At 58.2% G+C, this 25,723-nt stretch carries 17 protein-coding genes and 1 riboswitch; of the genes, 12 read left to right on the forward strand and 5 right to left on the reverse strand.

The window, feature by feature from the left end:
- Positions 1-33: 33 nt before the first annotated feature.
- From cobN to ltaE, 5 genes are all read right to left on the reverse strand, one after another.
- Positions 34-4,257: a cobaltochelatase subunit CobN gene (gene cobN, locus ACP5OT_RS03690; protein WP_428131353.1), complete on the reverse strand. Its 4,224-nt coding sequence runs from the start codon at positions 4,255-4,257 to the stop codon at positions 34-36.
- A gap of 157 nt (positions 4,258-4,414) precedes the next feature.
- Positions 4,415-5,023, reverse strand: a complete 609-nt coding sequence (gene cobO, locus ACP5OT_RS03695; protein ID WP_424676606.1) for a cob(I)yrinic acid a,c-diamide adenosyltransferase — start codon at positions 5,021-5,023, stop codon at positions 4,415-4,417.
- A 116-nt stretch (positions 5,024-5,139) separates the two neighbouring features.
- A riboswitch (cobalamin riboswitch) is annotated at positions 5,140-5,284 on the reverse strand.
- 71 nt (positions 5,285-5,355) lie between these two features.
- A complete protein-coding gene (gene ilvA, locus ACP5OT_RS03700) occupies positions 5,356-6,873 on the reverse strand; it encodes a threonine ammonia-lyase, biosynthetic (protein WP_424676607.1) in 1,518 nt (505 codons plus the stop codon).
- A complete protein-coding gene (locus ACP5OT_RS03705; RefSeq protein ID WP_424676608.1) occupies positions 6,860-8,620 on the reverse strand; it encodes a diguanylate cyclase in 1,761 nt (586 codons plus the stop codon). Before ACP5OT_RS03705 ends, ilvA begins: the two co-directional genes overlap by 14 nt.
- An 87-nt stretch (positions 8,621-8,707) precedes the next feature.
- Positions 8,708-9,781 carry a low-specificity L-threonine aldolase gene (gene ltaE / locus ACP5OT_RS03710; protein ID WP_428113397.1) on the reverse strand — a complete coding sequence of 358 codons (1,074 nt, stop codon included), beginning with the start codon at positions 9,779-9,781 and terminating at the stop codon, positions 8,708-8,710.
- A gap of 360 nt (positions 9,782-10,141) precedes the next feature.
- On the opposite strand from ltaE, the gene bchM reads away from it, so the two are divergent.
- The 12 genes from bchM to hemF all read left to right on the forward strand — a co-directional run bounded on the left by bchM (position 10,142) and on the right by hemF (position 25,659).
- Positions 10,142-10,822 (forward strand): magnesium protoporphyrin IX methyltransferase, encoded by a 681-nt coding sequence (bchM, locus tag ACP5OT_RS03715; RefSeq protein ID WP_424676610.1) that lies wholly within the window; start codon positions 10,142-10,144, stop codon positions 10,820-10,822.
- 98 nt (positions 10,823-10,920) lie between these two features.
- The gene (locus ACP5OT_RS03720; RefSeq protein ID WP_424676611.1) at positions 10,921-11,256 is read left to right on the forward strand and encodes a hypothetical protein; all 336 of its coding nucleotides are present in this window, start codon (positions 10,921-10,923) and stop codon (positions 11,254-11,256) included.
- 64 nt (positions 11,257-11,320) lie between these two features.
- A complete protein-coding gene (gene acsF, locus ACP5OT_RS03725) occupies positions 11,321-12,448 on the forward strand; it encodes a magnesium-protoporphyrin IX monomethyl ester (oxidative) cyclase (RefSeq protein WP_424676612.1) in 1,128 nt (375 codons plus the stop codon).
- Positions 12,449-12,601: 153 nt separating this feature from the next.
- The gene (locus ACP5OT_RS03730) at positions 12,602-16,339 is read left to right on the forward strand and encodes a magnesium chelatase subunit H (RefSeq protein WP_428113400.1); all 3,738 of its coding nucleotides are present in this window, start codon (positions 12,602-12,604) and stop codon (positions 16,337-16,339) included.
- A complete protein-coding gene (locus ACP5OT_RS03735) occupies positions 16,336-17,634 on the forward strand; it encodes a BCD family MFS transporter (RefSeq protein WP_428131357.1) in 1,299 nt (432 codons plus the stop codon). The genes ACP5OT_RS03730 and ACP5OT_RS03735 overlap by 4 nt, the downstream gene beginning before the upstream one ends.
- A 174-nt stretch (positions 17,635-17,808) precedes the next feature.
- Positions 17,809-19,182 carry a glutamyl-tRNA reductase gene (gene hemA, locus ACP5OT_RS03740; protein WP_424676616.1) on the forward strand — a complete coding sequence of 458 codons (1,374 nt, stop codon included), beginning with the start codon at positions 17,809-17,811 and terminating at the stop codon, positions 19,180-19,182.
- A 66-nt stretch (positions 19,183-19,248) separates the two neighbouring features.
- The gene (gene hemC / locus ACP5OT_RS03745; protein ID WP_424676617.1) at positions 19,249-20,223 is read left to right on the forward strand and encodes a hydroxymethylbilane synthase; all 975 of its coding nucleotides are present in this window, start codon (positions 19,249-19,251) and stop codon (positions 20,221-20,223) included.
- Complete coding sequence (locus ACP5OT_RS03750) at positions 20,220-20,984, forward strand: uroporphyrinogen-III synthase (RefSeq protein ID WP_424676618.1); 765 nt, start codon at positions 20,220-20,222, stop codon at positions 20,982-20,984. Before hemC ends, ACP5OT_RS03750 begins: the two co-directional genes overlap by 4 nt.
- A 90-nt stretch (positions 20,985-21,074) precedes the next feature.
- Positions 21,075-22,133, forward strand: coding sequence for a porphobilinogen synthase (hemB, locus tag ACP5OT_RS03755; protein ID WP_424676619.1), 1,059 nt, complete (start codon positions 21,075-21,077; stop codon positions 22,131-22,133).
- A 56-nt stretch (positions 22,134-22,189) separates the two neighbouring features.
- A complete protein-coding gene (gene hemE / locus ACP5OT_RS03760; RefSeq protein ID WP_424676620.1) occupies positions 22,190-23,260 on the forward strand; it encodes a uroporphyrinogen decarboxylase in 1,071 nt (356 codons plus the stop codon).
- Positions 23,257-24,573, forward strand: a complete 1,317-nt coding sequence (hemL, locus tag ACP5OT_RS03765) for a glutamate-1-semialdehyde 2,1-aminomutase (protein WP_424676621.1) — start codon at positions 23,257-23,259, stop codon at positions 24,571-24,573. The genes hemE and hemL overlap by 4 nt, the downstream gene beginning before the upstream one ends.
- Before the next feature lie 177 nt (positions 24,574-24,750).
- Complete coding sequence (gene hemF, locus ACP5OT_RS03770; RefSeq protein ID WP_424676622.1) at positions 24,751-25,659, forward strand: oxygen-dependent coproporphyrinogen oxidase; 909 nt, start codon at positions 24,751-24,753, stop codon at positions 25,657-25,659.
- Positions 25,660-25,723: the final 64 nt, after the last annotated feature.

The raw sequence follows: 25,723 nt of genomic DNA on the forward strand, positions 1-25,723 counted from the left end.
CGCACGCCCGTAGAGCCGCACGACCGTGCGGCTTTACTGTTGTTCACGGAGGGCTTCACCCTGCGCCAGTACAGCATCGATCGCAGCCTGCGCTTCAGCGGATGGGTTGCGCCACATCCCGCGCCCGATCGCCTCGTTCAGGCGCTCGGTGATCGCTTGCAACGCCCACGGATTGACCTCTTGCAACCATTGCTGTACCTCTTGATCACGCACATACCGTTCGGTGATTTGTTCGTACATCCAATCGGCTAATACCTGCGCAGTGGCGTCGTAGCCGAAGAGATAATCAACCGTCGCCGCCAGTTCGAGGCCGCCTTTATAGCCGTGCCGGCGCATACTAGCGATCCACTTCGGGTTAACCACCCGCGCCCGGAAGACGCGCCGCGCTTCTTCGCGCAGGTCGCGGGTGCGGGGCCGGGCCGGGTCGCTGCTGTCGCCGAAGTAGCGGGCCGGATTGCGCCCGCTTAGCGCCCGGATGGCCGCAATCATGCCGCCGTGGAACTGGAAGTAGTCGTCACTATCAAAGATGTCATGTTCGCGGGTGTCTTGATTTTTGGTAGCGACCTGCACCGTGCTGAGCGCAGCGGCAAAGGCGGTCTCCGCCGGCACGCCTTGCTCAGTTGCGGTGTAGGCATAGCCGCCCCACTTCAGGTACACCCGCGCCAGATCAGCGTCGTTGCTCCAGTTTTGGCCGTCGATCAGTTGCAGCATCCCGGCCCCGTAACTACCCGGCGGACTGCCAAAGATGCGGTAACGCGCTTCGCGTTGGACCTCCTCGACGGCGGCACCTCTCGCCATCAGCGTCTGCTCAGTCTGAAAGGCATGCTTGCGCGGGAAGTTCAGCTCCGGCGGTTCGTCTAACTCAATCACCGCTTGCACCGCCTGATCGATCAACTCGATCAAGTGGGGAAAGGCGTCGCGGAAGAAGCCACTGATCCGGCAGACGACATCGATCCGCGGACGACCCAGCTCGGCGAGGGGGATTATCTCAAACCCAGTGACACGCCGGTTTTCGCGTTGCCAGCGCGGGCGCACGCCGAGCAGCGCCAAAACTTGCGCCACATCATCGCCGGCAGTGCGGATGAGGCTAGTGCCCCAGATACTGATGCCGACACTTTCAGGGATAGCGCCATACTCGCGCTGGTAACGCTGGATTAGGTCACGGGCTAACCCTTGGCCGGTCTCCCACGCGGCGAGACTTGGTACGCTGCGCGGATCAAGACTGTAGAAGTTGCGTCCGGTCGGCAAAACGTGAGCCATGCCGCGCGTCGGCGCGCCGCTCGGCCCCGGCGGCACAAACCGGCCCGCGAGCGCTGCCAGCAGATGCTCGATTTCGTCAGTTGCGCTCTGGCGCAAACGCGGCACGATCCATTCGCAGGCGTAGCACAGCACCGCCGCGACCGGCTCGTGATTACTGTTTGCCGGCAAAGCATCTACCAACACGCCGGCAACGGCCTCTGTCTCCCAATTAGCATCGTTAAGCTGGCTAAGTATTTGTCGGCAAAGGTTCTCAATAGCCGCGATACCATCAGCGTTGGTGAACCACTGCTCGTCACCGGCCCGCCGCCGGCCCGGCTGCTCCTGCAAGACGCGCCAATCCTCCCCCAGCGCCGCCGCAACGCTGGCCGGCAGGCTCGGTGCATGCAGGTTGGGCACGCGCAGCAGGTGGTAGACCAGATCGACCAACTGCACGCCGGCGGGCACCGTACCAAGGATATGCAGGCCATCCCGGATCTGCGCGCCGGTCAACTCGCACAAGTAGCCTTCGATGTCTTCGAGCAGGTGCGCGACTTCACGCCCCTCCAATTCGGCCAACACGGTCGGCGTGCCATCTTCAAGCACACTGCCATCCCACTCGTGCCGGTGATCGCCGTGATCGGCTTGCAAGATGTAGCGCAGATCGTCAGCTAACTGGCTGCGTTGCAGCACCTCCCAAATCTGGCGCTGCAAGAGCGGTAGCTTGCTCGGATCGAGCCGCTCCATGCGATAATATTCATCGACCAGTTGCGCTAATTCGGCCAAATCACCATACGCGCCGGCGTTAGTCATCGGCGGGGTGAGGTGATCGATAATCACCGCGTGGGCGCGCCGCTTGGCCTGCGTACCTTCGCCGGGATCGTTGATGATGAAGGGGTAGATCAGCGGCAGATCGGCGAGGAACGGATCAGGGAAACAGGTCGCGCCAAGGCCGACGCCTTTGCCGGGCAGCCACTCGAGCGTGCCGTGCTTACCGAGATGGATGATCGCATCGGCGCGCCACTCATCGCGCAACCAGCGGTAGAGCGCGTAGTAGTTGTGCGGCGGCGGCAGGTCAGGCCGGTGGTAGATGGCGTCCGGATCCATATCGTAGCCGCGCGGCGGTTGCAGCGCCACAAAGATATTGCCGAATGCGAGGCCGGCCAGCGCCAACGCGCCGCCATGCACATACGCCTTGCCCGGCGGCGGCCCCCATTGGCGAATCATCGCCGTTTGTAACTCCGATGGCAATTCATCAAACCAACGCCGGTAGGTCTCAGCAGGTACTCGGTACGCACGGGCAAGTTGCTCGGTCGTGAGCCACGTCTCATCATACGAGCAACGCTCGATGAGATCGGCGATGAGTTGATCGCCGGTCGCCGGCAGATCGGCTACCGTATACCCTTCAGCTTGCAACGCCGCGAACAGACGCATCAATGATGCCGGTGCATCAAGACCAACCGCGTTCCCAATCCGCTGTGCCTTGACGCTGCTGTTGGTTAAGATGACCGCAATCCGCTTTTGCGCATTCGGTTTGCGCCGCAACTGCGCCAAACGCCACACCAAGCCGGCCAGCCGCTCGATCCGCTCTGGGTCAGGCACCGAGCGCGCCGCCGCTTCGCCAGCTTGGGTCTTAAACGCGATTGGCACGCCGATGATCCGGCCATCCAGTTCAGGCAAAGCCACATTCATGGCCGTATCAAGCGGCCCCAACCCGCGACCATCGCGTTGCCACGCCGCCCGACTGCTACTGCTGACCAGCGCCTGCACCACCGGCGCATCCAGTTGGGCAAAGGGGTGCGGCTCGCTATCGCCGAGCGCAAAACTGAGGGTCGAGACGATTACATCGACCGGCTCGGCTTGGCGTAGCAGCTCGAGCGCCACCGGCATCCCCGCCGCATTTAGCTCTTTGAGCGATTGAGTGTAGACCGCGCACACACACAAGCCGCACGCCTGCAAGCCGGCAATCAGCGCATCGACGAAAGCGGTATTGCCGCTGAGCAGATGAGCGCGGTAGAAGAGCAATCCGGCCACCGGCGCATCAGCCGCCGGCAACGCTGGTTGGGCCGCCTTGCTGCGCCGGCGCGGTTGGGGTGGGGTGTAAATACCGTGGAGCGGCAATTCAACCGGCGGATCGTAGCCCCACCCGCTCGCCAGTAGGTGATCGCTCAGACACTGCAAGCCGTTGGCGAGATTGGCCGCACCGCCAGCGTGAAAATAGGCGCTGACCAGCATTGCCAACGGCACCCCAACCGTCGAACGCGCCATCAGATCAGGATCAACCTGCTCGACTGCCGGCAGACAGAGCAGGAAGCCGCCGGTTGACGCCGCCCACTGTTGTAGCCGTTCGAGACCGTAGGCAAACGCCGCCGGACTGTGCAAGCGCGCCACCACAATTGCCGCCGCGGGCAGATGCTGTTCGAGCAAACGGTCAATCGCCGCCGGGTCGGCCAACCGGCCCACGTGCGCCATTCGCACCGGCGCAAAACCATCGGACAACAGGTCGAGCGCCTGCTCTAACGTGAGCAGGTCGGTATCGGCTTGGCTCAGCACGAGGATGCCATCGCCAGCCACTGCCGGCAGGCGCTCGGCGCTCGCTGCCGGCGCGCTCACCCCATCCCAGCTAAAGCCGTTGAACAGGTGAGGCGCTAATGCTGGCGGCGGCGGCAACGGCTGATCAGCCGCCAACAGATCTTCGATAAAATCGTACAAGATCGGAATGAGCGCTGGATCGTTCAGCGAATGGAACCAGTAGGGCCTGCCATCCATCAACAAGAGGGCCACATTCGCCAACGGGCACGGCCCCAAGCAACCGCCCTGACTGAGATGAACCCGGTTGCGTAACCGTCGCCGTTCCCATTCCGTGTGGTAGCGATCGGTCGGCACCGGGGCAAAACCGCGTTCGGTGTGGCCGCAGCAGCAGCCAGTCGCACAGACAATCAGCATCCCGCGCCGCGCGCCAGCATTGACCATCCGCCCGTCGAGGCGCTGCACCATGTTACGTTTGAGCGATTCAGCCATGGTTCCTCGCTGCTCGTGTTAGGTTTACCGCAGAGGGCGCGGAGGACGCAGAGGGTTGTCTTATCTATCACGCTCGAAACCGAGCTTGCCGACCCACCACTCTCATCCTCTGCGCTCTCTGCGTCCCCTGCGGTAAAAAATCCCCTGCCGCGATCCCTCAATACTCAATCCCCGGCTGGGCGCGAATGCCCTGATCGCGGAATGGATGCTTCACCTCGTGCATCTCCGTCACCAAATCGGCATACTCGATCAACTCCGGCGGCGCATACCGACCGGTAATAATCAGATGCAACATCGGCGGCTTATGCGCTTTCAGCCACTCCACCACCTCAGAGGCCGGCACCCAGCCGTAGTGCATCACATACGTAAACTCGTCGAGCAAAAAGACATCGTAATCGCCGCCGGCAATCTGCTGCTTCGCTACTTCCCAGCCGTGCAGGGCCCGTGCTTGGGTCTCATCGAGATTCCGACTCGTCCATGTGAAGCCATCACCCATCGGCGTCAGCGTAATACCCATACGTTTCAGCGCACGCAACTCGCCAAAGTTTGCCTGTTCGTGCTTGATAAACTGTACGCCGCCTACCCGCATATCACGGCCCCAAGCGCGCAACAAGATGCCGAGGGCCGCCGTCGTTTTGCCTTTACCGTTACCGGTATTGACAATTACCAAGCCCTTCGGCGTATGGCTAGCCCGCACTGCCTTACGTCGCGCTTCCGCTTCCGGTGATGAACCCGGCCCCAAAGGAGTTGTCGTCTCGCCCGACACAGCATGCTCCTTCCGTTGACATATAAACAAAAACCCCAACCGTTCTCGTCGGCTGGGGTTATGAAACGATAACGCAAAAACGCGCTTCGTTCATCCTCCTTGGCGCGAGAAGGGCAGAACGAGAATACATCGCGGCAGGCGTCCTGGCTTCCGGCATATCACATCCGGTTACAGTTGCGGCACAGCGCTGGACTTGCACCAGCTTCCACCTTTACGCCCTAGCATCCGGGCTAACGGGTCACCGCGATGAGTATGCAATTGCTTACGTGCAAACCTACTGTGATTATAACACAACTCTATCCAGGAACCTGCTACGCCTCGCGCAAAGGCACCTACTTCAGAAAGAGATGATACGCCGGATTATCACTCTGCTCGCGATAGGGATAGCCGAGGCGCGACAATGAAGCGTAAAACCGATCAAGGTCGGCATCGGGCACCTGAATACCGGCCAACACCCGGCCATGCGCACTCCCGTGATTACGATAATGGAACAGGCTAATATTCCACGAGGCATCGAGCGATTCGAGGAACTGCAACAGCGCCCCTGGCCGTTCGGGAAACTCGAACGAGAAGAGACGCTCATCGGTTGCTTCCGGTGCGCGTCCCCCAACCATATGGCGCAGATGGATAATCGCCAACTCATCGTTGGTCAAGTCAACGACGGTATAGCCAGCCTGACGCAACCGATCGGCCAGTTCATGGCGCTGACGCGCGTCGGTCAATTGGATACCAACAAAGACGTTGGCATCGGGACGCGGTGCATAGCGATAGTTGAACTCGGTGATATTGTGCGGCCCGATCACCCGGCAAAACTGTTTAAACGAACCGGGTCGTTCGGGGATGGTCACGGCAAACAGCGCCTCGCGTCGTTCACCGATCTCGGCCCGTTCGGCGACGTGGCGCAGGCGGTCAAAATTCATATTCGCACCGCACGTCAGTGCAACCGCCGGCAGATCGGCACCGTGTTCGGCAATATACCGCTTCAAACCGGCGACTGCTAACGCACCCGCCGGCTCCATAATGGCACGCGAATCCTCAAACACATCTTTGATCGCTGCACAAACCTCATCGGTAGTAACACGAACAAAATCATCGACGTAGCGTTGCACAATCGCAAACGTATGTTCACCTACACGCCGCACCGCCACACCATCAACGAAAATACCCACCTGATCGAGCGTCACCCGATAGCCGGCACGCACACTCTGATACATCGCGTCGGAATCGTCTGGCTCAACGGCGATAATCTCGATATTGGGGTTGATGCTCTTGAGAAAGATGGCAATTCCGGCGATCAAACCGCCGCCACCAACCGGCACAAAAACCCGATAGCGCTCAGCCCGCATCTGCTGCGAAATCTCTAGCCCAATCGTCCCTTGACCGGCAATCACCAACGGATCGTCGTAGGGATGGATAAACGTCAGCCCCAACTCTTGCTGTACGCGGTACGCGTGGGCTTCGGCGTCACTATAGCTATCGCCATAGAGCACGACCTCGGCATTACGACGACGGCAGGCGGCAACTTTAATCTCCGGCGTCGTTACCGGCATCACGATCAATGTACGAATCCCCAACTGTTGGCCGGAGAAGGCTACCCCCTGCGCGTGGTTACCGGCCGAAGCAGTAATCACACCCCGCTCCTTCTCGGCAGGGCTAAGATGGGCCATACGGTTGTAGGCACCACGCAGCTTAAACGAGAAGATCGGGAGGAGATCCTCGCGCTTAAAAAAAATCTTTGTGCCAAGCCGCTCACTCAATAACGGTGCAAATTGTAATGGGGTCTCTTCCACCACATCGTAGACTCGACTGGTGAGAATACGTTGCACGTAGGCAAAATCAGGATTCGGCATAACGAGACAACTCCTTTGTGCCGCAGACACAATTGCGCCCACGTTGTTTGGCCAGGTAAAGCGCCCGGTCGGCATCAACGACTAATGAAGATGGATCAGGATGAATATCGGCCTGAAAACTGGCAACCCCGATACTCAAGGTCATCGGGATGAGATAACCATCAACGGTGAAAGGTTCTGACATAACCTGCTGACGTAACCGCTCGGCCACTAACAAAGCCGATTCGTATTGCGTCTCCGTCAAGATCAAGCCAAATTCCTCGCCACCATAGCGGGCCAAAATATCAACATCACGCACATGCCGACAGCAACGCATGGCCACCTCGCGTAACAGTGTATCACCAACGACGTGACCGTATGTGTCGTTTACCTGCTTAAAATGGTCGAGATCAATCATTGCAATGCTCACCGGCGTGCGGTAACGGCGCGACCGCTCGATTTCGTGGTGGAGGATTTGAAAAAAATGCCGGCGATTGACCAGTTCGGTCAACACATCAGTAATCGTCAACGACAGGATGTGGGCAAAGCGCATAGCGTTGTGTAATGCTACTGCGACGGTTGCCGCCAGTAATTCGAGTGCACTCAGATCGGACATCGCATACACATCGCCCTGTTCGCTACCGACAACCAATGCACCGATGATACGATCATCGACGATCAATGGTGTCGCCATAAATGATCCCTCTGCCAGATCGCCTTCAAGCTCGGGCAATGGCTCGGCGCCCGGCGCGGGCAACATCTGCGCACTTGATAAGCGCAACGATACCCCAAACCGTAAAACATAACCGGCTAAGCCGTGCGTCACCGGCCAGCGTTGCACCGGTTGTCGACCGTCTGGGGTATACACATAGACATATTCGGCCGTCCGTTGATCGACGAGTGTTGCGATCATCAATCGGCTATGACGAACCAGATGCGACACGGCACGATGAATAGCTTGATACAATTGTTCGAGATCGAGGGTAGCCCCCATCTCCAAACTAGCTTGGTACAGCGCATACCGCTCGTCGGCATCGCGCACAGCACGCTGATACATACGGGCACTATGTAGAGCAATTGCCGTCTGCAGAGCAATAGCCTTTAAGATGTCGCGATCCGATTCCTGGAACGGCTCATCACGCATACGATAGAGGGCGAGAATCCCCAACGGCGTATTGCCGTAGATAATCGGTGTTGCTAGCAATGAGCGTACCCCAAGACGAACCAGTTCGGGTAGCGCTACCGGATGTTGGGGATAATCGGCAATAAGGATCGACGTTCGTTGCTTGATGAGCTGCCACATCAAACCGCGCCGCTGTGCCACAAGCGGAGTAAGGGTATTAACCGGCAGATTGACCAGATGGCCTATGATTAAACGTTCACGTTCGGGATCGTAGAGCGGCAACGAACCAGCATCGGCGTCGAGGAGCTCCATCGCAAAGCGCATCACCTGCTCCAACACGTGTTCGATATCGAGCTTGTTCGAGAGCACAAGCGCCATCTCACTCAACCGATGCTCGGCACGTCGAACAGACACGGCTTGAAAAGCGATTAGGAAGGCAAATGTCGCACCCGCTTCATTCAACAACGGTTGGCAGGTAACGGTATAACGACGGCCTTGCAGCAATACTTCGTTCTCCGATTCAGTATGCACCAGATCAGGTAAGAGAGGAGTAACGTCAGGTAGTAATGGACGTAGGGCTTCGCTGCAAGCTACTACCTCACCTGATAATGAAAGCAGTACCGCAAGCTGACAAGAAGCATCCATACTTCACCTTGTTGCATGACCAAGGCTGAACACTTTACCTGCTCTCCCCATCTCTTGGCCCGACGAACATCCAAGCGAAGAGCCAACCTACGCCAACAACTCAGCAGCCACCGCGATCACATGCTCAATATGCGACCGCTCGATCCCATAATGGGTCACTGCGCGAATACTGGTTGAACCCATACTTCCCATCAAGATACCCTGTGTCCGCAGTGCGGCTAGCAACTCACTCACACTAAGCCGGGGATGAACAAAGGTAAAGCGGACAATGTTGGTCTGCACCCTACTCAGATCAATCTGAACCCCAGGCAATTTGGCCAAACCGGCGGCCAGCAAACGAGCATTGGCGTGATCGACGGCCAGACGGTCAATCATCTCGGTCAGAGCGACGATACCCGCAGCGGCGATCACACCTGCTTGCCGCATTCCGCCACCCAGCATCTTTCGCACCCGCCGTACCCGTTTGATCACCGACGCTGGACCGGCCACCAGTGAACCAACCGGCGCCGCCAATCCCTTCGAGAGACAGAACATCACCGTATCGACGTGATCAGTCAAGGCCGTAACCGGCACCTCCAACGCGATTGCCGCATTAAAAATGCGCGCACCGTCAAGATGCACTGGCAGATCGTGGGCACGGGCCAAGGCGTGTACCTGTGCCAGATACTCAGGAGTTATTACCACGCCCCCGCACCGGTTATGGGTGTTCTCGAGACAAATCACACCGGGCGGTGCAAAATGGGCGTCGTCCACCTTTGTGACTGCAACTGCCAACAGATCAAGATCGATCCGACCATCAGCAGTGTTGGGCAACGGATGGTACACCAACCCGCCCAAAGCACTCGCACCACCGGCTTCGTAATGATAGATATGACTTTCGTTGCCGAGAATCACCCGTTGCCCGCGCTGACAATGAGCGAGCAGCGCCGCCAGATTCCCCATTGTCCCGCTCGGAACCAATACTGCCGCCTCTTTACCGACCATCTCGGCGGCCAAACGCTCGAGCGCATTGACCGTCGGATCCTCACCGTACACATCATCGCCGAGCACCGCATCGGCCATTGCCGCTCGCATCGTCGGGCTAGGCAGGGTTACCGTATCGCTCCGCAGATCGATCCGATCTGCCATCGATTCGGTGCCGGCCACAATATAGCCTTCCATCAGCCCCTCCGGTGGACGAAACTATTTGCTAATGAACCATTATAGCACGGCACGAAGCCTTGTTTGCTTTACCCTTATGCAATAATACTGACCATAGTTGGCCGACCAATGACGATATTTTGAGCAATTTTCATGGCATTAGTGTGCGATATTCACTCAATTTAACCAAACGCAAAGATTTTGCACAATGATTGTCTATATTCCATGAGATTGACTCTCATGCTACAATTTGTTTGAACGTTCGTAGTTTTGATTCAGCACTACATTACCCTTAAGCCGGTCTATCAGTGTAAGCACGGTTTCATACTTTGTGAACGTAGTACCAAGTTTGGACTACATACATAGCTAGAGGAGAACAACGTGCTTGAGGTCTCGCAGCACAAAGCTCAATTGCGCGACTATTTCAACGGTTTGGGCTTTGAACGCTGGTCGGCAATTTACGGCAACGCCCCCCTATCCCTTGTCCGCCAAAGTATTCGGGAAGGCCACAACCGGATGCTGGCTGTGGCTGACACCTGGTTGGCCGATCAACCGCCCCCAACCACTGCCCTTGATGTGGGCTGTGGCGTAGGCTTATTTAGTCTCATGTTGGCCCGTCGCGGCTATCGGGTTCGTGCGGTCGATATTGCGCCACAAATGGTTGCTGCTACCCAACGCGCTGCACTCGAAGCCGGTTTCGCCGATCGGATTGAGTGCTGTGAAGCCGATATCGAGTCATTGCAGGAGCCGGCACAGGTGGTTGCCTGCTTTGATGTGTTGATCCACTATCCGCAACCCCTCTTCGGCCAGCTCTGCACCCATCTTGCCCAGCTCACCGAGCATACCCTGCTGCTGACCTACGCACCGTACAACTCATTGCTCGCCGCGTTGCATTGGATCGGCGGTTGGTTTCCCCATAGCCAGCGCCGTACTGAGATCCAAATGATCCGTGACCGTGAAGTGATGGCGATTCTCACCCGCGCCGGTCTGCGCGTCCATCGCCTCCATCCGATTCGTAGTCGGTTTTATCACGTTACCTTGATCGAGGCTCGCCGCATATGAGATACCTGGCACGGCAACTTTTACCTTACGGTATCACCGGTCACATAGACCGCGTTTTATAAGGTTGTAGTTCAGAAACACAACTACAGGAGCAAGCCATGCGACGATTGCTGGTAGTGATGGCCTTTGGTGCAGCCGCATTTATCCTGCACAAGTGGTACAACCGCGAGGTGCTGCTGGAGGGTGAGGGTTTCGTCCGCTTACAGAGCGAGCATGAACACTTCCACTTCCACGTCGATCTACCGCCAGGGATGGAGATTCAGCCTGGTGATACGCTCGAAATTATGCATCTGCCACCAACCGAAGACGGACGTACCAACGGTGAGATTTGCTACCGCAGCCCCATCCGGCTGTATAAGGCGAGCTGGTTGCGACGTTTCCTGACCAAGAAGAGTAGCCTCGTCGAGATCAACGAGCTGGTCGAACACCCGTAAGGTTAGTATCGGGTACGAAGCCCGTGTCACGATTGGTACGAACAGGAGCGCAAAGGAGCAGAGCATGTTTTGGATCAACCCCTTGATGATAGAAATGCCCGGTGAGTTCAGTCGCACGACCCGCCATGCCCTCAAAGAGGCCATTCTCTCACCTCGGTTCTACACCACCGATTTCAAAGCCATCGACAAACTTGAAATCGATCGCAACGGTCTGCGCGACGAATTCGACTGGATCCGCGACGAGTTTGCCTACGATTACAACCGCACGCACTTCCGCCGCACTGACGAGTTTCTGCAAAACTTTGATGATATGCCTGAACGCGATGCGTTCATCGATTTTCTCGAGCGCTCATGCACGGCTGAGTTTAGCGGTTGTCTGCTCTATGCCGAGATGGTCAAGCATTTACACGATCCAACCTTACGGGCCATCTTTAAGTATATGAGCCGAGATGAAGGCCGCCATGCCGGTTTTCTGAACCGCACAATGGCCGATCTGAATGTCGCCCTCGATCTCACCGTCTTGCAGAAACGCAAGAAATACACCTACTTCCAACCCAAGTTTATCTTCTACTCGGTGTATCTCTCGGAAAAGATAGGTTATTCGCGCTACATTAACATTTACCGTCACCTGGAACAGAACCCGCAATACTGCATCCACCCGATCTTTAAATGGTTCGAGCAGTGGTGCAACGATGAGTATCGTCACGGCGAGTTCTTTGCCCTCCTGATGCGCTCGCAACCGGAAATGCTCGAAGGAGCCAACCGACGCTGGATCCGCTTCTTCTTACTCGCCGTCTATGCAACGATGTATCTGAATGATGCCCGCCGAGCCAATTTCTACGCCGCTCTCGGCCTTAACTGGCGCGATTACGACCAGAAGGTCATTCGGCTGTGCAACGATATTGCCACACAAGTCTATCCAGAAACGATGAACCTCGACGATCCGCGGTTCTTCGGTTATATGGACAAGCTGGTTGAATACGACCGCAAACTGCGTGAACTGGAGGGACGCAAAGACCCGGTAGCGCTGGCGCAATCAACCCGGCTCAAGGCAGCGATTGCGCTCCGCTTGCTGGCGATCTACCGGCTGCCTACCCGTAAGACAACCGAGGCGATTCGCTGGAAGGGGTTACCCGGCTTCCCCAACTACCCCGGTCCCAATCGGCCACAGCGCGTCGCAGCAGCAGATTGAAGCTGTCCGCGCGGTAGAGGCGTAACGACACAAGAGCGTGTCCTGACACGCAGGTTATCGCCTACCGGCCTTGGCGGCAGGACTAGCTCCTGCTGCTAGAGGTACCTTTTGCCTAAACACCGGTTCTGCCTGTACGACTGGTGAGGAAGACCCATGCACTTTGTGGTTCTAACTATCGACGGTAATCATCGTCCGGCGCTGCTGGCAGCCGCCGACCGTCTGCGGCGCGAACACAAGGTTACGCTGAGCCTGGCGGTGTACGATGCGTCGACTCTGCGTGATGCAGCAGGATGGGCACAGCTCGATCGTGATTTAGCGATTGCCGATTTTGTCTTTGGCGCACGACTATTTAGTGAAGAGTTGGTGCGTCCGCTGGCCGAACGGCTGGCCCACTACGAAAAGCCAACCCTGATTATTACCTCCAACCCGGCCCTGATCCGCTGTACCCGTATCGGAGGCTTCTCCCTGCGCCGCGAGAGCGATACCGAGCCGGGACCACTACGGCGGTGGGTACAAAAACTCCGTCCTCAAGGCGGGGCCGGTGAAGCGCGGCGCCAGTTGGCAATTTTGCGCAACCTGAGCAAGGTCTTGAAGGTTATTCCCGGCACGTCACGTGATCTCTATACCTATATCACCAGCCACCAGTATTGGCTGAACGCTTCGCCGGAAAACCTCTACCGTTTGCTCTGTATTCTGATTGCACGCTACGGCCCGCAGCCGCGCCCAAAGCTCCCTCAGCTCGATCCGCTGAGTTACCCTGAAACCGCACTGTACCATCCTGACGCACCAGAGTTATTTACCTCACTGAACGATTACCGCCGTTGGCGCGGTAAGCGTATTCCCAAGGGTGGCAGCGTTGGCATCTTGACCCTGCGCACGGTTGTCCTGAGTGGTAATACACCCCACATTGATGCGCTGGCAAGGGCCATCGAGGCCCGTGGGCTAGAGGCCCGCATTGCCTACGCCGCCGGTCTCGATCTACGACCGCTGCTCGATAAAGAGCTGGCCGATGTTGATGTATTGGTCAATGCAACCGGCTTTGCCTTGGTTGGTGGTCCTGCCGAGAGCCAACCGCAGCAAGCTGCCGAGGCCCTCACCCGCTTTGACCGACCGTATCTGGGGTTGGTGCCCCTCGCCTTTCAACGTATCGATGACTGGCGCGCCGATGATAACGGTCTCACGCCGGTGCAGCAGGCCTTAAGTGTGGCGATTCCCGAACTCGAAGGTGCTGCCGAACCGTTGATTTTCGGGGGGCCGGCAGCCGACGGGCAGCGCTTCGCACCGGCTCAAGCCGAAATCGAGCAAATTGCCGACCGGATTGTCCGTCGGGTTGCGTTGCGACGCATGCCCAATGCGCAGAAGCGGCTGGCAATTGTCATCTATAACTTCCCCCCGGCTCTTGGTACCGTCGGTACAGCGGCCTATCTCGATGTGTTTGCCAGCCTGTATCACCTGCTCAAAGCCCTCGCTGCCGATGGTTATCACGTTGAGGTGCCACACAGTGTCGATGAACTGCGCCATCTGTTGTTGGCCGATGGCCCGGCCCACGGGGCCGATGCCCACATCGCCGATTGGCTGAGCGCCGATGAGTATCGCCGCCTCTTCCCGGCCTATACCGAGATCGAACCGTATTGGGGTCCGGCACCGGGTGAATTGTGGCGGGATCAACGCGGTATTCGGATTCTTGGCCGCCAGTTTGGCAATGTCTTTATCGGTGTGCAGCCCAGCTTCGGTTACGAACGCGACCCGATGCGGTTGCTCCTCGCCAAAGATGCTGCGCCGAACCATGCGTTCGCCGCTTTCTATACATGGATCACGCACAAGTTCCGCGCCGATGCGGTCATTCACCTCGGCACCCACGGCGCGATGGAGTTTATGCCGGGCAAGCAGGTCGGTCTCAGCGCGCGTTGCTGGCCGCTGCGTCTGATCGGGCCGCTGCCCAATTTCTACGTCTATAGCGTCAACAATCCGAGCGAGGCGGCCATCGCTAAACGACGCGGCGCGGCCACGCTAGTCAGCTACCTTGTGCCGCCGGTGCAGCAGGCCGGTCTCTATAAAGGGTTGCGCGCGCTGCGCGACGCGATCGAGCAGTACGAGTGCAATCCCGATCCGGCACTGGTGGCCGATCTGCGCGACCGGGCGGCGCAACTGGGTATTCCTATGGAAAGCAGTGGCGACGATCATGCCGACGTCGCCGGCTTGGCCCACGAGCTGCTACGCATCGAGCAGCGTATGATCCCGCTCGGCTTGCACGTCCTCGGCCAACCGCCCGCCCCCACCGAATTGGCCGATTTCTTGCTGCTGTACGCTAGTTTGCAGCCCAATGGCGGCCTGCCGGCCCTGATTGCGCGCGGGATGGGGATCGACTACCAGCAGCTCTGCGCCCGCCTGAGCAGCGATTTGGCGGCCCAAAACCAGATGCGCGAGATCGAGGCCCGTGGCCGCGCGGCGATGCTGGCCTATGCCGAGGCTCACGATGCCGAGGCTGGCGCGCGAGCCGTCGCCGCCAAGCTGGCTGATCTCGTCTCCGCCACTGCGCTGCGTCCCCTCTGGCCCAAACTGGCCGAGCTGCGCAACGGCCTGCTCGCCAACGACGAGCTGCGCAACCTGTTGCATGGTCTGCGCGGCGGTTTCATCCCGCCCTCGCCGAGCAACGACGCCGTACGTAACCCGGCCGTTCTCCCAACCGGTCGGAACCTCTTTGCCCTCGATCCGTATCGCGTACCCACCCCGGTATCGATGCAGCGTGGCGAAGCATTGGCAAACGAACTACTTGCCCGTCTCCGCGCTGAGCAAGGAGCTTGGCCGCAGAGCATCGCAATTGTGCTGTGGGGTACCGATAACCTTAAGAGTGATTGCGAAGGGGTCGCACAGATCTTGGCCCTGATCGGCGCCCGTCCGGTGATCGACGAACTCGGTAACGTGGCAGATGTTGCGCTGCGTCCGCTGGCCGAACTCGGTCGCCCGCGTATTGACGTGGTTGTGACGGTGAGCGGTATCTTCCGCGACCTGCTCGGCAACCAGATGCGCTTGATCGACCGCGCCGCGTATCTGGCCGCTACCGCCGACGAACCGGCAGAGTGGAACTTCATCCGCGCCCACGCGCTGGCCCAAGTAGCCGAGACGGGCATCTCACTGGAAGAAGCAGCTATCCGCGTGTTCGCCAATGCGCCCGGTAGCTACGGCGCAAATGTCAACTTTCTCGTTGAGAGTGGGACGTGGGAAAGTGAAGATCAGCTCAGCGATGCCTTCTTGTCGCGTAAGAGCTTCGTTCGCACTGCCAATGGCCAATGGCGCGAAGCACGTGGTCTCCTTGAAGGAGCATTGCGGCACGTCCAAGCCACGTTCCAAAACATTGATAGTTTTGAAGTTGGTCTAACCGACATCGACAACTACTACGAGAATCTCGGTGGGATCGCCAAGAGTGTAGAACGGATTCGCGGTAATGCACCACCGGTATTGGTTGCCGATGCGATCAGTTCACCCGGTGCTAGCCGCATCGCCTCGATTGAGACGATGCTACGGCTTGAAACACGGGCCAAGCTACTCAACCCCAAGTGGCACGAAGCAATGCTAGCCCACGGCTTTGCCGGTGTCCGTGAAATCGAGGCGCGTGTCGGTCATACCTATGGCTGGAGTGCCACGGCTAACGCCGTCGAAGGGTGGATCTACGATGAGATTGCCGCTACCTATGCCCTCGACGATGCAATGCGTGAGCGGATGGCCGCCCTCAACCCATCTGCCACCGCCGGCGTTGTTCGTCGTCTCCTCGAAGCTGCCGGACGCGGCTTTTGGGCTGCTGATGAAGCAACGCTCAATCGCCTGCAAGAGATTTATCAAGATCTCGAAGATCGTCTAGAAGGTATTACCGAAGAGAGGAGTGTAGGATGAACTGGTTGAAAATGATCCGTTTAGGCATGATCCACATGGCTACCGCCGTTAGTTTAGTACCGATTACCGGCGTGCTCAACCGGATCATGATCCACGAACTCGGCATTATGGCCAGCGTTGTGGCAGCGCTGATCATCCTGCCGCACCTCTTCTCGCCCATTCAAGTCTTCATCGGTCAGTTCTCTGACCGGCATCCACTGTGGGGGTATCGGCGTACACCCTACATCGTACTGGGGATTATCCTCTGCGTCGTTGGCTCGGCGCTCACGCCGTTTGCCGCCTTTGCAATGGACGCCAACTTCTGGCCGGGATTAATGTTGGCACTGCTCATCTTTGGCATGTGGGGTATCGGTTTCAACGTTGCGGTTGTGTCGTACCTTTCCCTTGCCAGCGATCTGTCGCCATCGCATCTACGCTCGCGTACCATTGCGGTCATGTGGTTTATGATGATCACCGCCGTGATCGGAACGGCAATCGGGGCCGGCCGCGCACTAGAGGATTACTCTCCCACTCGCCTCATCGAGGTCTTTGCGATTTGTGCCGGTGCTGCCCTGTTGATTAGTACGCTTGGTCTCATCGGGCTTGAGCCGCGTAACGCCGTCCCGTTCAGCCATGAAGAACGACATAGCGTCGCCGACTCGGTACGTACCGTCGTGAGTGACCCCCAGGCACGACGCTTCTTCGTCTATCTGATGTTGATGTTGTCGGCTATTCTCGGTCAAGACGTATTACTCGAACCGTATGGCGCCCAGGCATTTGGAATGAACGTGCGCGACACCACCCAATTAACGGCGACGTGGGGTGGAGCGACACTCCTGGCACTCTTGCTGCACGGTATCTTCTTTAGCCGATGGCTGAGCAATAAGCAAGGGGCAACGCTCGGTGGTATCATTGCTGCCGGTGGGCTAACCCTGATCGCGCTCAGTGGTATCTTGCACCTGCAACCGCTCTTTGTACCCTCAGTAGCTTTGCTCGGTTTTGGTACCGGCATCGCCACTGCCACCAACCTCGCACTGATGCTCGATATGACTACACCGCAACAGGTTGGACTGTTCATCGGTGCGTGGGGTGTCGCCGATGCCGCGGCCCGTGGGTTGGGGAACCTGCTCGCCGGTATCATCCGTGACATCACCGCGCTGGTCGTCGGTCCAACCGGTGCTTACGTGACCGTCTTTCTGATCGAGGCGCTGATTCTCTGCACTGCACTCATCCTCTTACGAACGATTGATGTCAGCGCCTTCCGCAGCCAGCGCCGTGAGTTGGGCCAGTTAGTGGCCGTGATTGGCGATGCATAGAAAAGTATAGATATACGTAAATTTTAAAACTAAGATGGGGTATAATGAGACAGCCCGTGCCGTGGCAACAGCGCACCGGCACGGGTCGATTGGGCCATTGTGTTCAACGACCCGACTGGAAGAGGGATTCCGTCGTTTACCGTATACACATTGCAGAGCAAAGGATCAAGGGCTATGAATCTGTTCCTTGCCGGTCTCGATCACACTACCGCGCCGGTCGAGATTCGCGAACAACTGGCCTTTAGCCAAACCGATTTACCGTCCGCACTGTTACAACTGACGCAAGCCGGTAACGGTTCGCCACCACTGTTCAGCGAAGCGGTCATTCTCTCAACATGCAACCGTGTCGAGATTTATGGCGTTGCGAACCCGGGCACGACAGCGCAGCACGTGGTCGATTTCTTGGCCAACTTTCACCGTCGCCCCGCCGGTAGCTTCGTTTATACTCTCTATTTTTACCAGGGTGAGTCCGTTGCCCGCCATCTGTGCGCAACTGCCGCCGGGTTACGCTCGCTCGTTCTTGGCGAGGCACAGATCCAAGGTCAGGTACGGAGCGCCTACGAAGCTGCCCAACGGATCGGCAGCGTCAGCTCAGTGTTGCACCGCCTGTTCCAAATCGCACTGGTTGCCGGTAAACGGGTACGCCACGAGACCACTATCGGCAAAGGTGCAGCCAGTGTCTCGCAAGCCGGAGTTGAACTTGCCCGCCGCCGGCTCGGTGATCTGCGCGGACGCGAAGTATTGCTGATCGGTGGTGGTGAAGTGAGTGAATTGGCGGCCCAGAATCTGATCGCCAACGGCGCCAACCGGTTGACCATTGTCAATCGCACATCGGCCCGTGCCGCTGCATTGGCCGAACGCTACGGTGCCGAGATGCTCGATTTCGGTGCGCTACCAGAAGCTCTTGCCCGCGCCGATATTGTGATTAGCTCGACTGCCGCGCCGGTTCCGATCATTTACCGTCACCACGTTGCCGAAGCACTTGCCCATAAACAACGGATGCGAGCCTGCGGCGATTGTGACCCGCCGGCAATGTTGCTGATCGATCTGGCCGTCCCTCGTGATATTGCCGCCGATGTCGCCGAGTTGCCCGGTGTTCACCTCTTCACCGTCGATGATCTGCGCGAAGTGGTGAGCCACACGATTGAGTTACGTAGTGCCATGATAGATATTGCTAATCGGATTGTTGAAGAGCAAGTTCGTGAGTTTAGTGATTGGTTGCGAACACAAGAGGCACTACCGGTGTTGACAATGCTTCGTCAGCGGGCTGAAGAAGTGCGAAACGAAGAACTTACCCGCGCTTTGCGCCGTCTCCACGATCTCTCTCCCGAACAACGGGCCGTGATCGAGGGTTTGTCCCGCAGTATTGTCAATAAGCTGCTCCATCCACCGATCCGCTGCCTGCGTGAAGCCGCTGCTCACGGTCAGGGTAAACGTTATGCGACCGTGCTTGCCGAGCTGTTTAATCTGGAACATGCGCTTGAGCACAAGGCCGGTAGCACGGGAAATACCGATCGATCGCGTAAGGTAAGCGACGTAACCCTGTAGCACGTCCACCAGACGCTCGGTTGCAGGAAGACATCGGCATAACGGTTTGAAGAGACGAGAGGAACTATGGCGCGCTTACTACTCGGTACCCGCGGCTCGGCACTGGCCCGTACTCAATCAGAATGGGTCGCTAACGTCTTACGCAACACGTTTGCCGATCTGTCGGTCGAATTACGGATCATTACCACGACCGGCGATCGGGTGCTCGATGTAGCCCTATCGGCGGTCGGCGACAAAGGTCTCTTTGTGAAAGAGCTGGAGCAAGCCTTGCTCGCCGGTGATGTTGATCTATGTGTGCATAGCGCTAAAGATATGCCGACAGCCACTCCATCTGGGCTGATGCTAAGCGCTTTTCCGATGCGCGAGGATCCGCGTGATGTCTTAGTCGTGCGTCACGCCGACGTAGGCGCTGATCTTGCAACGCTCCCTACCGGAGCGCGTATCGGTACTTCAAGCTTGCGCCGTGCCAGTCAGTTACGCTACTATCGTCCCGATCTGCACCTGACCGATGTGCGTGGTAATGTTGACACACGCCTACGGAAGCTTGCGGCAGGACAGTACGATGCCCTTATTTTGGCGGCAGCCGGATTACGCCGGTTAGGGTTGTGGGATGGCACGCCCGGTGCGAGCATCGGCGAAGCGCTGGTCTATCCCCTCGATCCATCGGTGATGCTACCGGCGGTTGCACAGGGTATCTTGGCCGTCGAGACACGCACCGACGATGAGACGACCAACCGCCTCGTCGCTGCCCTCGATGACTCGGCAGCGCGCACAGCCGCCCTGGCCGAGCGAGCATTCCTGCGCCGGCTCGAAGGCGGTTGTCAGATACCGGTTGCCGCTCATGCCGTTTTGACTGAATCCGGCTTACACTTCCGTGGTATGGTTGGCGCACTCGACGGGAGCACACTGGTCTTTGCCGAGCAAGTCGGTGATCCGGCTCAACCCGAAGCCGTCGGTATCACGGTGGCCGAAGCTGTCCTGGCCCAAGGTGGCGAAGCAATTCTGGCCGCGATTCAAAGTCAGCAGGAGGCGCAACGATGAGTATGCTTTTAGGTCGTCGGATAGCCATCACCCGTCCGGCAGGCCGCGGCGATACACTCGCTGCACGATTACGCGCACTCGGCGCCATTCCGTTACTCACGCCGCTCATCGCGTATGCACCACCTGCCGATCCGGCCCCACTGCAACACGCGCTGGCCCAACTCGCCGCCGGCACGTATGATTGGCTCGTGGTCACAAGCCGGCAAGCGGTCCACGTGTTAGCCGAGGCCACAGTGCCGGCGACCACAGCCATCGCTGCTGTCGGGAAGGCAACCGCTGCCGATTGCCGCCGCACGTGGGGGCGCGAACCGGCCGGTGTACCCGATGAGGAGCTCGGAGCCGCGCTACCGAACGTTATGGGCACACTCACCGGGAAGCGAGTATTGCTACCGTGCGCCGATATTGCCCCATCAACACTGACCGCAGCGCTCCAAGCAGCCGGTGCAATTGTTGATCGGGTGACTGCCTACCGCACGATCAGCAGTCCGGCTGCCGCCGAACTCGCCGCTGCGCTACGGAGCGGTACGATTGATGCAATTGTACTGGCCAGCGGATCGGCCGCTCGCCAAATACCGGCCCTCTTGCCGCCACAAACTCAGTGCCCACCATTAGTCTGCATTGGGCCGAGTACTGCTGCCGTCTGCACAGAATTGGGCCTACCGGTTGCCGCCATCGCTACAAGCCCCAACGACGATGCACTGCTGGCGGCGTTGGAACGGGTTTTTCTCGGTCAGGATGTGCAACCTGTGAGCGGGTTTTGATTGTATGGATAGTTGGAGACAGCTTACAGAACCGGACGTATAACTTCCCATTAGTCAGTCTGACAATGCTTTTTACCCTGGAGTATGAGTATGAAAACGCTGTCATCACGTTCCCAGGCTACGAACAGTATTGGTCAACAATTACCGGTGCCAGTCCAGCGTCCCCGTCGCCTGCGCCTTAGCCCGGCTCTCCGCGATCTGGTGCGTGAAACGCGGCTCACACCGGCGCAACTGATCGCCCCTATCTTTGTCCGTCATGGTCACAATCTACGTGTTGCGATTCGCTCCATGCCCGGCCAATATCAACTGTCGCCTGATCAGGCAGCGCAAGAAGCCAAACAATTAGCGGAGTGCGGCATTCGTGCGGTCCTGCTCTTCGGCATCCCCGCCCGCAAGGATGCCTGCGGTAGCGAGAACGCCGATCCCGATGGGATCGTACCGCAGGCGATACAGGCTATCAAAGCAGCAGTACCGGGTATGGTCGTGATCAGCGATATGTGTTTCTGCGAGTATACCGATCACGGTCATTGCGGTGTTCTCAATACTCCCGATCACAGCGACTTCCAACCGCAGCTCGGTGAGGGCTATCTGCTCAACGATGCCACCCTCAGCCTCCTCGCCGAAGCATCGGTCGTGCATGCCCGTGCCGGAGCCGATATTATCGCGCCCTCCGGTATGATCGACGGTATGGTCGCTACGATCCGGGCTGCCCTCGACGCTGCCGGTTTTACCCACACCTCGATCATGAGTTATGCTGCGAAATACGCCAGTGCCTTCTACGGCCCCTTCCGCGACGCCGCCGAAAGCCCACCCAAATTCGGCGACCGCAGCCAATATCAGATGGATCCGGCCAACGCACGCGAAGCAATCCGCGAAGTCGATCTCGATGTAGCCGAAGGCGCCGACATCTTGATGGTCAAACCGGCACTCGCCTATCTCGACATCATTCGGCAGGTTCGCGACCGCCATACGCTACCATTAGCCGCTTACCAAGTCAGCGGTGAATACAGCATGGTTAAGGCTGCTGCATTACAGGGCTGGCTCGATGAGCAGCGCATCGCTCTCGAAACCCTGACTGCAATCCGTCGCGCCGGCGCCGATATGATCATTACTTACTGGGCGAAGGAAGCCGCCGAATGGCTGGACTAAGGTTGCTTTGCACGTGTTTCATCGAATAATGTACTATCACACCAGCGAGGAGATCAATGCGTGATCGTTTTCTACGAGCATGCCGCCGCCAACCGGTCGACCGTACACCGATCTGGCTGATGCGACAGGCCGGGCGCTATATGCCTGAATACCGCGCCGTCCGTGAACGTTATGGCTTTTTGCAGATGGTGAAAACGCCTGAAGTCGCTGCCGAAGTAACCTTGCAACCGATAGCAGCGTTCGGGGTCGATGCAGCGATTATTTTTGCCGATATTTTGCCACCGCTCGAAGGACTAGGCTTGCGGCTTACCTACGAGAAGGGTGAAGGACCGGTTATCCATAACCCGATCCGGCATCCGCACGATGTTGCTACCCTACACGCCTGTGACCCACGTGAGACGGTTACCTATACCCTCGACGCAGTGCGTTTGGTGAAGCGAGAGCTGAACGGTCTCCCGCTGATCGGCTTCAGTGGTGCACCCTTTACGTTAGCCAGCTATGCCATCGAAGGCGGTAGTTCGAAAGAGTACCGCCTCACCAAACGGTTTATGTATGAACAGCCGGCTGCATGGCACGACCTGATGGAACGGCTGAGTACGTTGGTCGCCGAATACCTGATAGCCCAAGTCGAGGCCGGCGCCGATGCCGTCCAAATCTTCGATAGCTGGGCCGGCACACTCGCACCGGCTGACTACCGCGCTTACGTCTTGCGCCATGTCCAAAACGTGGTGGCAACCGTCCGTGCCCGCCTTGGTGCAGCCGCCCCGCCGATCATCTATTTCGGCACCGATATGGCCGGATTAGCGAGCGAATTACGTCAACTTGGCGCCGATGTGCTTGGCGTCGATTGGCGGATCGACCTCGACGTGGCGTGGGCGCAGTACGGCTACGAACACGCTGTACAGGGTAATCTCGATCCAATGACCCTCTTCGCTCCACGCGAACTCATCGCCAGCCGGGCACGTGAAATCTTACAGCGCGCCGGTGGCCGCCCCGGCCACATCTTCAACCTTGGTCACGGTATTCTTACCGAAACACCGGTCGAACACGTGCGCTATCTCGTTGAATTTGTCCAATCGCACCCCCTTCCAGCGACCACGCCCGCCTTGCAGGAGGTTATGCAATGACCATTGCTACCGAGCGTTACAGCCGTTCACAGACCAACTTTGTCGTAGCTCAAGCTGTTATTCCCGGTGGTGTCAATTCCCCGGTACGCGCTTTTCGCGGAGTTGGCGGTAGCCCCATCTTCTTCGAGCGCGGCCAAGGCGCCCACATCTGGGACGTTGATGGTAACCGGTATATCGATTACGTGCTCTCGTGGGGACCACTCTTGCTCGGTCATGCCCACCCGGCGGTTGTCAGCGCGATTGCCACGCAAGCCCAACGCGGAACCAGCTTTGGTGCGCCAACCGAACTCGAAACTGAATTAGCACGGCTTGTGATTGAGCTGGTGCCGTCGATCGAACAGATTCGCTTTGTCAATAGCGGCACCGAAGCCACGATGAGTGCGCTTCGGCTTGCCCGTGCCGCCACCGGACGCCGCCTCATCGTCAAGTTCAACGGCTGCTACCACGGTCATGCCGATATGCTGCTTGTGCAGGCCGGCAGCGGCGTTGCTACCCTTGGCCTACCCGATAGTCCCGGCGTACCGCCGACCGTTGCCGCCGATACTATCACTATTGAATACAACGATCTCGACGCCGCGGCCGATCTCTTTGCCAAACGTGGCAGCGAGATTGCAGCCGTGATCGTCGAGCCGATTGCCGCCAATATGGGATTCGTCCTCCCCAAACCCGGTTTCCTCGGCGGTCTCCGTGAACTCACCAAACAGCATGGTGCCATCTTCATTCTCGATGAGGTCATGACCGGTTTTCGGGTTGCCCCTGGCGGCGCCCAAGCCCTCTGGAACCTCGACCCCGATCTCACCTGTTTGGGAAAAGTGATCGGTGGCGGCCTACCGGTCGGCGCATATGCCGGAAAGCGCCATTTGATGCAGTTGGTCGCACCGGCCGGCCCGATGTATCAGGCCGGTACCCTGAGTGGCAACCCGCTGGCAATGATCGCCGGCCTCACCACACTCCGCACCGCATTCACTGACGACAACACCGCTTTTCAGCGGGCCGTCACGCTCACCACCCGACTTGCGAACGGTTTGCGCGAATTGGGTGAACGCTATCGCATTCCATTACAAGTCGGCAATGTGGGTACGATGTTCGGTTGCTACTTCCTGCGTCACGCCGATGCGCAAATCACCAACTACATCGAAGCGAAAGCTAATGCCGACACCCAACGGTATGCTCGCTTCTTCTGGGCGATGGCCGACCGCGGTATCTACCTTGCTCCATCACAGTTTGAGGCCGGCTTTGTCAGCACTGCTCACACCGACGCCGACATTGACCAGACGCTGGCCGCCGTGGAGGAATCGTTCGCCCAACTGTAACCAACGCCGAGGCGCAAAGGGTTTGGGTACGCCACCAGCGCGTTCCGCCGCGCCGCAAGCCGGAAACACGACCAAGGACCATCCCAACCCATTGCGTCCCTCGCGTTCTTTGCGCCTTTGCGTTTATCCCTTTACACCTTTGCTTGCTTTGCGTCCTTACCTCAAAGGAGACGACCTATGACCATTACCGACACTCGTTCGCTTGTGCATGAGCTGATGCGCACCGGTCAGCAAAACCTCTGCGCTGCCTTTGAAGAGATCGACGGACACCAACGTTTTGTTGCCGAGACGTGGGAACGACCGGGAGGAGGTGGCGGTACGGCGCGCGTCATGACCGACGGTGCCGTCTTCGAGCGCGCCGGGGTCAATGTGTCGGCAGTGTACGGTGAAGAGGTGCCACCGAGTATCTGGCAACATCGCCCCTCAACCCGCGGCCAACCCTACTTCGCTACCGGTATCTCAATGGTTCTTCACCCACGCAACCCTTACGTTCCCGCCTTTCACGCCAACTTTCGCTACTTCGAGACCGGTGACGATTGGTGGTTCGGTGGTGGGATGGATCTCACTCCCAACTACGGATTTGTCGAAGATGCACGCCATTTTCACGTCACGCTTCGCGACTACTGCGGACGCCACCCCATCGCCGATTATCGCACAATGAAAGAGACCTGTGATCGCTATTTTTTTCTCAAGCACCGTAATGAAATGCGCGGCATCGGCGGCATCTTCTTCGATGACTTCCATCCCACCGGGCCAGACGGCTTTGAGCAGGCCTTTGCCTTCGTTAGCGACGGTATCACCACCATCCTCGACGCCTATTTACCGATCGTCAAACGTCGTATGCACACCCCTTACAGCGAACGCGAACGTTCGTGGCAACTCTACCGACGGGGTCGGTATGTTGAATTCAACCTCATCTACGACCGGGGAACGCTCTTTGGCCTACAGACCGGCGGCAACATTGAAGCCATCTTGATGTCATTACCGCCACTAGCGCGCTGGCAATTCAAATATCAGCCCGAACCAGGATCACCGGAAGCGGCGATGGCCGAGTTTCTCAAACCGCGTGATTGGGCAGAGGAATGAGACGAACCGGCTAAACGTAACGCAACAAAAAGTATTGCCGCCGACCGGGTATTGCAAGACAACA

The organism is Chloroflexus sp., from assembly GCF_049970315.1.
Taxonomy (GTDB): domain Bacteria; phylum Chloroflexota; class Chloroflexia; order Chloroflexales; family Chloroflexaceae; genus Chloroflexus.

Coding starts and splice junctions, on each gene's coding strand:
- cobN (WP_428131353.1), bottom strand. CDS start 4,257: ATGGCTGAATCGCTCAAACGTAACATGGTGCAGCGCCTCGACGGGCGG.
- ilvA (WP_424676607.1), bottom strand. CDS start 6,873: ATGCCGAATCCTGATTTTGCCTACGTGCAACGTATTCTCACCAGTCGA.
- ACP5OT_RS03705 (WP_424676608.1), bottom strand. CDS start 8,620: ATGGATGCTTCTTGTCAGCTTGCGGTACTGCTTTCATTATCAGGTGAG.
- ltaE (WP_428113397.1), bottom strand. CDS start 9,781: ATGGAAGGCTATATTGTGGCCGGCACCGAATCGATGGCAGATCGGATC.
- ACP5OT_RS03720 (WP_424676611.1), top strand. CDS start 10,921: ATGCGACGATTGCTGGTAGTGATGGCCTTTGGTGCAGCCGCATTTATC.
- acsF (WP_424676612.1), top strand. CDS start 11,321: ATGTTTTGGATCAACCCCTTGATGATAGAAATGCCCGGTGAGTTCAGT.
- ACP5OT_RS03730 (WP_428113400.1), top strand. CDS start 12,602: ATGCACTTTGTGGTTCTAACTATCGACGGTAATCATCGTCCGGCGCTG.
- ACP5OT_RS03735 (WP_428131357.1), top strand. CDS start 16,336: ATGAACTGGTTGAAAATGATCCGTTTAGGCATGATCCACATGGCTACC.
- hemA (WP_424676616.1), top strand. CDS start 17,809: ATGAATCTGTTCCTTGCCGGTCTCGATCACACTACCGCGCCGGTCGAG.
- hemC (WP_424676617.1), top strand. CDS start 19,249: ATGGCGCGCTTACTACTCGGTACCCGCGGCTCGGCACTGGCCCGTACT.
- ACP5OT_RS03750 (WP_424676618.1), top strand. CDS start 20,220: ATGAGTATGCTTTTAGGTCGTCGGATAGCCATCACCCGTCCGGCAGGC.
- hemB (WP_424676619.1), top strand. CDS start 21,075: ATGAAAACGCTGTCATCACGTTCCCAGGCTACGAACAGTATTGGTCAA.
- hemE (WP_424676620.1), top strand. CDS start 22,190: ATGCGTGATCGTTTTCTACGAGCATGCCGCCGCCAACCGGTCGACCGT.
- hemL (WP_424676621.1), top strand. CDS start 23,257: ATGACCATTGCTACCGAGCGTTACAGCCGTTCACAGACCAACTTTGTC.
- hemF (WP_424676622.1), top strand. CDS start 24,751: ATGACCATTACCGACACTCGTTCGCTTGTGCATGAGCTGATGCGCACC.